This is a genomic window from Pseudonocardia pini (assembly GCF_013870575.1).
In the GTDB taxonomy this organism is placed as follows: domain Bacteria; phylum Actinomycetota; class Actinomycetes; order Mycobacteriales; family Pseudonocardiaceae; genus Pseudonocardia; species Pseudonocardia pini.
In genome coordinates this window covers 1-7,322 of the sequence record NZ_JACBXB010000227.1, presented here as the reverse complement: position 1 = coordinate 7,322, position 7,322 = coordinate 1, and the positions used below count along the sequence as shown (strand labels likewise).

Sequence of the window (7,322 nt, the reverse complement as noted above, 5' to 3'; positions counted from 1 at the left end):
CGGAGTGGACCAGCTGGACCCACAGCCCGGTGGGCAGCGGGACCAGCGGGAGGACGCCACGGCGCAGCGCCTGCACCACGGGCCGGGGCAGCAGCCGCCCCACGAACATCCCGGTGATCTCCCGCGCGGCCTCGCGCTGCACGATCAGCCCGGCGCGCAGCCGGGTCACGACCGTCTCGGGACGGTCCGCCTCGAACCGGTCGAGGAGCTCCTCGGCCCGGACCTTCTGCTCGCTGTAGGCCGAGCCCGCGATGCCGGGCCGGGGCCCGTCCTCGCCGACCGGCACGCCCCCGGGCGTCTCGGGGTACACCGCGACCGACGACATGAAGACCACCTGCGGCACACCGGCTTCCGCCGCGGCCGCCAGCACCGCCCGGGTCCCGTCGAGGTTCACGCGTGCCGACTCCGCGACGTCGCCCTCCGGCTGGATGATCCACGCCAGGTGCACGACGGCGTCGGCGCCGGCGAAGGCCTCCCGGAGCGTCCCGACCGCTTCGGGGGCGGCGAGGTCGGCGGCGTGCCAGGCGGCGGCGTCGAAGGGCGGCACGGCGTCCGGGAGGTGCCTGCACACCCCGACGAGGTCGTGGGTCCCGGCCGCCGCGGCCCGGCGGAGCACGGCGACCCCCACGTTCCCGGTCGCGCCGGTCACCACGACCCGCGGTCGGCGTGCGGTCACGTCGGTCCCCTCGTTCGTCCCACGTGTCCGCCTACCCGGGCAGCGGATCCCCAACCCGAGTCGTCGGCGCCCGGGGTATCCCTGCGCCCGTGGCCTCCCACCAGGACTCACCTGGCCATGACCCTGGACCTCCCGGCCGAGGTGCTGTTCGGGGAGCACGGGCGTGGTGTTTGCCACGACGGGGTGGTTTCCGGCATGGTGTGCCTGGTCGCCAGTTACGGTCAACTCTGACCGTTGATTGGTCCGAGGATTCACGAACCCGATCGGGTGGTGGCTCGTTGTACCGGCAAACGGCGATGGCGCTGTCGGATGCTGACCTCGAGGAGGAGGACGGTATGGACGGAGAACAGACGCGGGTGGCGATGATGCGGCGCCGGGACTCGGGTGGGGCCTGGCCCGTGCAGGGCCACCGGCTCTCGAAGCCCCAGGCGGACGAGGTCGTCGAGCTGCTGTTGGCCGCCCGCCGCGAGTTCTCCTTCGACGCCCTCCCCCATCCCGAGCACGTGGTCGACTACCCGTCGGCGCGCGCCGTGCTGGGCTCCATCTGGACCTCGGCGGTGGCCGCCGTGAGCACCGCCGCGACCGGTGAGGGTTCGGTCAGCGCCGACATCGTGGCGCTGCTGCAGTCGGTCAGGGAGGTCGACGAGCGCATCCTGGTGGCCCAGGTCCGCTACCGGGACCAGGCCTTCCGTCGGGTGCGGGACGCGCTGTCCCTGCTCGGCGAGGCGAAGAGCAGCAAGGCGCTCGTCGACCTCGCCCCCGCCACCGCCTGCAGCCTCGGGTTCGACCGGTCGATCATCTCGCGGGTCGAGGACTCGCTATGGATCCCGGAGCGGGTGCACGTGGAGCAGGACCACCAATGGGCCGAGGAGATCCTCGAGGTCGGCCGCGCACAGCCCCAGGTGCTGAACGGCACGCTGGTGGAGACCGAGATGGTCCGGCGCCGCATGCCGATCCTCGTGGACCAGGTCCAGGACCGGCCCGGGGTGCACCGCCCCATCGCCGACGCCTCGATGTCTCGCAGCTACTCCGCGGCCCCGATCCTGCTCGAGGGCGAGGTCGCGGGATTCGTCCACGTCGACTGCTACTACCAGCAGCGCAACCTCGACGAGTCCGACCGCCAGGTGCTCGCGATGTACACCGAGGGCCTCGGTCAGGCCCTGTCGCGCACGATGGTGCTCGACCGCCTCGACGGCCTCCGGACCGACATGGACGACCTGGCGCGCCGGGTGACCGAGGTGGGGCGGGACTGCGGGGCCCAGGGCCTGTGGGGCTCGGACACGGCGGTGCTCGCGGCCGAGCCGCGCCGCCCGCGGGTCACGGCGGGGGTGGAGCAGTTCCTGCAGAACGCCCCGGTCGACCCCACCCTGACCCGTCGCGAGGTCGAGGTGCTCCGGCTGATGGCCGCGGGCGACACCAACGCCCGCATCGCCCGCCGCCTCGTGATCTCCGAGGGCACCGTGAAGTCGCACGTCAAGCACATCCTGCGCAAGCTCGGCGCCGCCAACCGGGCCGAGGCCGTGTCGCACTGGCTGCGGATGGGGCAGGGGCCGCGGGAGCACGCCCGCCCCGGCGAGTCCTGGCGCTGAGCCCGTCCCCCGGTCGCCCCGGCCCCCGACACCGTCGGGGCCGGGGCGACTGTCGTCTGTGGACGGTCAGGGGGTGGTCGCGGACGTACCCCCCAAGGGGGAGGGTGAACCGCCCCCAACGGGAGGTGTGCGCCACGGCGGCTGTTCGCGAGACTCCCGACTAGACGCAGTCCGTTGTCACTCGACTACGAAGAGTGATTACGGATCGACTCGAGGGAGAGCGATGACCGCGCCTGGGGCGATCGCCCAGCAGCCCGACCGGGCCTCGGTGCCGGCCCGCCGTAGGACGGGCGGCGGACTGAGCCGCATCGCCGGACCGTTCGTGACGGCCGGCGAGATGTGGCAGCTGATGGTCAAGGTCTTCGTCATGGCCGTCCGCCATCCGGTGGGCTACTGGGGCGACGTCCGGGACCAGTGCTTCGACATCCTCAAGCTGACGTGGCTGCCGATGTCGCTGGCGGCCTTCGGCTTCGGCTTCGGCGCCCCCGGCCTGACCGGTGGCGCCATCTTCTACGTCTTCGGCATCCCGTACCGGCTCGGCTCGTTCTTCGAGTTCGCCAGCGTGCGGGAGTTCGCGCCGTTCATCAACGGCATGGTCGTGGCGGGGGTCGTCGGCACGGCGATCACCGCGGACCTCGGCGCCCGCCGGATCCGCGACGAGATCGACGCGATGGAGGTCCTGGGCGTCGACCCGATCCGCACGCTGGTGCTCCCCCGGGTGCTGGCCTGCGTGATCATGACGGCGGTGCTGGACATCATGGCGCTGGTCGTGGGCCTGGCCAGCGGCTGGGTCGCGGCGGGCCCGATCTTCGACGCCAGCTACGCCGCCTACTACGGCAGCCTGTTCGACCTGCTGAACACCGCGGACCTGTGGGGCAGCGTCGTCAAGTGCGCGCTCTACGGCCTGATCATCGGCGTCGTGTGCTCCTACGTCGGGCTCAACGCCAAGGGCGGCCCGATCGGCGTGGGCAAGGCGGTCAACCAGGCGGTGGTCATCGCCTTCGCCGGGATCTGGGTCATCAACTTCGTCTTCACCCTCACGCTGCTGGGCCTCAACCCCCAGATCAGCGTCTACAAGTAAGGAGGCCGATCCCATGACGATGCTCGACGACCGGAACGGCCCCGAGGACCTGAAGGCGCCCGCGCCGAAGGACGTGGACCTCGGCCTCTCGGCGATCACCACCCGGATCCGCAACGGCTTCGAGGAGGCCGGGGACATCGGCCGCTTCACGGCCGACACCGTCAAGGACTTCCCGGACATGTTCCGGCGCTACGTCCCCGAGGTGTTCCGCCAGGCCGGGATCATGATCTTCAGCTCCGCGCTGATCATCTGGTTCATGATGTTCATCATGGGCGGGCAGTGCGGCCTGGAGGCCAGCTACACGCTCAAGCAGATCGGCGCTCCGCTGTACTCCGCGGTGTTCGACGCCTACTGCGGGCTCCGCGAGCTGTCCGTCTACATGTGGGGCTGGATCCTCGCGGCCAAGGTCGGCTGCGGCTTCGTCGCCGAGATCGGCTCGATGCGCATCGCCGACGAGGTCGACGCCATGGAGGTCATGGGCATCAAGTCCAAGTCCTACCTGGTCGGCACCCGGATCGCGGCGACCATCATCGCCGTCCCGTTCATGTACGCGGTGGGGCTCGCGATCCTCTACTGCGCGATGTACCTGATCACCGTCGTCAACCTGGGCGGCGTCTCGCCCGGCGGGTTCCTCTACCTCTTCTGGCTCTATCAGAGTCCCTACGACTCGTTCGCCGTGATGTGCAAGATCATGGCCGAGTCGATCGTCATCGTCGGCGTCGGCCTGTACTACGGCTACAACGCACGCGGCGGTCCCGTCGGAGTGGGCCGCGCGACGGCCAAGTCGATGATCATCAACCTCGTCCTCATCTCGGTCATCGGCACCATCGGCACGCTGGCCTTCTGGGGCCTGGACGCCAACTCGCCCATCGCCAACTGATCTCCCCCCTCCGCCGGCCCCCAGCTCCCCGCTCCCGCCGGCTCCGGCTCCCCCTGGAGAACCCCCGTGCCCTCCCCGAACTTCACCGATCCCCCCACCGAGCGCTTCGCCGCCGTGGCCGAGGCCACCCGTGGCCCCGGCTGGTCCATGGAGACCCGCGCCTTCCAGCCCGGTGACGACCCGATCCTGCAGGTCCACGGCCTGGCCAAGTCCTTCGGGTCGGCGCAGATCCTCAAGAACATCAACTTCGACTTCCAGCACAACGCCATCACCACGGTGCTGGGCCCGTCGGGTACCGGAAAGTCGGTGCTGATCAAGCACCTCGTCGGGCTGCTCGCCCCGGACGCGGGCGAGGTGCTCGTCGGCGGCCAGGACATCTGGTCGATGGGCGAGAACGAGCGCTACGACATGCGCACCCGGTTCGGCGTCTGCTGGCAGGACGGCGCGCTGTTCGGCTCGATGAACCTCTACGACAACGTCGCCTTCCCGCTGCGCAAGCACACGCGCAAGCCGGAGAAGGAGATCGAGCAGATCGTGATGAAGGCGCTCGACGAGGTGGGGCTCGCCAAGGCCGCCCACAAGGCGCCGAACGAGGTCTCCGGCGGGATGAAGAAGCGCGCCGGGTTCGCCAGGGCGCTGGTGATGAACCCGGACATCGTGCTGTTCGACGAGCCGGACTCCGGCCTCGACCCCGTCCGCACGAGCCTGCTGTGCGACATCATCATGGACGTCCACAGCCAGCACGGCGGGACGTACCTGCTGGTCACGCACGACATCAAGACCGCCCGCAAGGTCAGCGACTACGTCGGCCTGATCTGGAAGGGCGAGGTCGTGCACTACGGCCCCGCGCACGAGGCCTTCGAGCACCAGGACCCGTTCGTCAAGCAGTTCCTCGCGGGGCAGTCCGCCGGTCCGCTGGGCATGGACTGATGGCCGCCGCAGAGACAACGCGGTCCCGCCCGGTCGTCCCGATCGTCGCGGGTGTGCTCGTGTTGCTCGTGGTGGCCGGTCTGGTCGTCGCGTTCAGCGGCGGCGGCCGCTACACCGTCACGGCGGTCATGCCCGCCGGGAACCCGAACCTCATCGAGGGGGCGCCGGTCTACATCGACGGCTTCGAGGCGGGGTCCATCGAGACCATCGAGCCGGAGAGCAACCAGGCCGTCATCACGGTCTCGCTCGACAACGCGCTCGCGCCGCTCCACGCCGGGGCGTTCTTCCACGTGCAGTGGAAGGCGCTCGTCGGTGAGCGGCTGCTCTTCATCGAGGACGGTCCCGAGGGCAACGCCGAGATCCCGAGCGGCGGGATGGTCGAGGGTGACTTCCCCAAGCCGACCGAGGTCGCCGACGTCCTGGCCGCCCTCGACCCGGCGACCCGGGAGAAGCTCGGCTCGCTGACCGAGACCCTGCAGGCCACCGTGGACGGCCACGAGCAGGACCTCAACGGCACCCTGCAGACCGCGGGCCCCGCGCTGGCCGCGGTCGGCGAGGTGCTCCGCGGCATCGGGACCGACGGACCCGCGATCAACGCCCTGGTGGCCGACCTGAACTCCACGATGGCGACCATCGCGAAGCGTGAGGACGCGCTGAGCGGGGTCGTCACCGACCTCTCGGCCAGCTCGAAGGCCATGGCCGCCCAGCGCGAGCAGCTCCGGGCCGCCCTGCAGAAGCTGCCGGGCACACTGGACATCGCGCAGGGCACGCTCGGCCGGGTCCCCGGCGTCACCGAGGAGACCCTGCCGCTGCTGTCCGACCTGGAGTCGGCGACCGCCAAGCTGCCCGGGGTCTCCGAGCAGCTGGCCCCGCTGCTCGCCGACCTGCGGCCCCTGGTCGCGGACCTGAAGCCGACGCTCGAGTCGGCGTCCCTGCTCCTGGACCGCACCCCCGGCCTGCTGGACTCCGCCCACGGCGCCCTGCCCGGGCTCAGCACCGCGGCGGACGCCTACACCCCGGCGCTGGACTTCCTCCGGCCGTACACGCCGGACGTCACCAGCTTCCTCACCAACTGGGGCGGCGCGGGCCAGAACTACGACTCGAACGGCCGCTACATGCGCATCTTCGCCCAGGAGGGCACCACCAGCCCGAACGTGAACCCGGGCGTGACGCCGCCGGGCATCCAGCACGAGGACACCCCGGCGCCGTACAGCGCGCTCGACACGGCGGGCAACGGGCCGGTCGACGCGGGCGGGGAGGGACCCCGATGAGCATGGGGATCTCGAAGGTCAAGATCATCGCCGTGGCGGCAGTGGCCCTGGTCGCCGCGACCGGCGCCGCCTCCGGGCTGCAGTCCGCCGAGGACGACGGCCGCGTGATCATGGCGGAGTTCGCCGACGTCAGCCCGATCCTGGCCGGTCAGCAGGTCAAGGTGAAGGGCGTGACGGTCGGCGAGATCGGCGAGCCGAACTACCTGCCGGACCGCAAGCTCTCGCTGGTGCCGCTGCACGTCGACGCGCGGGCGCTGCCCGTCCACACGGACGCGACGGCGAAGGTGGCACCGCTGAGCCTGCTCGGCGAGCGCTACATCGACCTGGACCCCGGCACGGCGGGCGCGCCCGAGCTGCCGCGGAACCAGTCGATCACCGCCGACAGGACGGGCCAGGCCCAGGACCTGCAGGACATCCTCGACACCCTGGACGACCCGACCGCGGCGGGGCTCGCCTCGCTGGTCACCACCCTGGGACAGGGCACCGACGGCAACGGCGAGAACATCCAGATGACGCTCGCCGCACTGGCCCCGGCGATGGGCGACACGAACAAGCTCGTGTCGGTCCTGTCGGACCAGAACGAGCTGCTGGGCCGGGTCGTCGACCAGGTCCAGCCGGTGACGTCGGCCCTGGCCGCGGACGACGGCCGGAAGCTCGACGGGCTCGTCGGCTCGGCCAAGTCGCTGCTCGCGACGACCGCCCAGCGGGACGCGCAGCTGCGCGCCACCCTGACCGAGCTCCCGTCGACCCTCTCGGCGGCCCGCCAGACCCTCGCGGACCTGACGGGGACCGCGCAGTCGGCGTCGGTCACGCTGGGGAACCTGCGGCCCACCACCGACAACCTGGTCGCCATCAGCCAGGAGCTGCAGGCCTTCGCGGACTCGGCGGACCCGGC

The 7,322-nt window shown here is 71.1% G+C and carries 7 protein-coding genes; 6 read left to right on the top strand and 1 reads right to left on the bottom strand.

The features are described from left to right. Positions 1–676 (bottom strand): NAD-dependent epimerase/dehydratase family protein (locus H5J29_RS14850; protein WP_181781547.1); only part of this gene is annotated, 676 nt, incomplete at its 3' end. A 335-nt stretch (positions 677–1,011) separates the two neighbouring features. Here H5J29_RS14850 and H5J29_RS14845 point away from each other — a divergent pair. From H5J29_RS14845 to H5J29_RS14820, 6 genes are all read left to right on the top strand, one after another. Further along, the gene (locus tag H5J29_RS14845; protein WP_181781546.1) at positions 1,012–2,265 is read left to right on the top strand and encodes a LuxR C-terminal-related transcriptional regulator; all 1,254 of its coding nucleotides are present in this window, start codon (positions 1,012–1,014) and stop codon (positions 2,263–2,265) included. Between the two features lie 223 nt (positions 2,266–2,488). Next, the gene (locus H5J29_RS14840) at positions 2,489–3,346 is read left to right on the top strand and encodes an MlaE family ABC transporter permease (protein WP_246393885.1); all 858 of its coding nucleotides are present in this window, start codon (positions 2,489–2,491) and stop codon (positions 3,344–3,346) included. Positions 3,347–3,359: 13 nt separating this feature from the next. Beyond that, entirely contained in the window at positions 3,360–4,226 is an 867-nt protein-coding gene (locus H5J29_RS14835) for an ABC transporter permease (protein ID WP_246393884.1), read from the top strand. A 147-nt stretch (positions 4,227–4,373) separates the two neighbouring features. Then, positions 4,374–5,156 (top strand): ABC transporter ATP-binding protein, encoded by a 783-nt coding sequence (locus H5J29_RS14830; RefSeq protein WP_181781548.1) that lies wholly within the window; start codon positions 4,374–4,376, stop codon positions 5,154–5,156. Next, on the top strand, positions 5,156–6,427 hold the full coding sequence (locus H5J29_RS14825; protein WP_181781545.1) for an MlaD family protein: 1,272 nt from the start codon (positions 5,156–5,158) through the stop codon (positions 6,425–6,427). Before H5J29_RS14830 ends, H5J29_RS14825 begins: the two co-directional genes overlap by 1 nt. Then, positions 6,424–7,322: MlaD family protein (locus H5J29_RS14820; RefSeq protein WP_181781544.1), on the top strand; the 899-nt coding region annotated here is incomplete at its 3' end. The genes H5J29_RS14825 and H5J29_RS14820, both read left to right, overlap by 4 nt.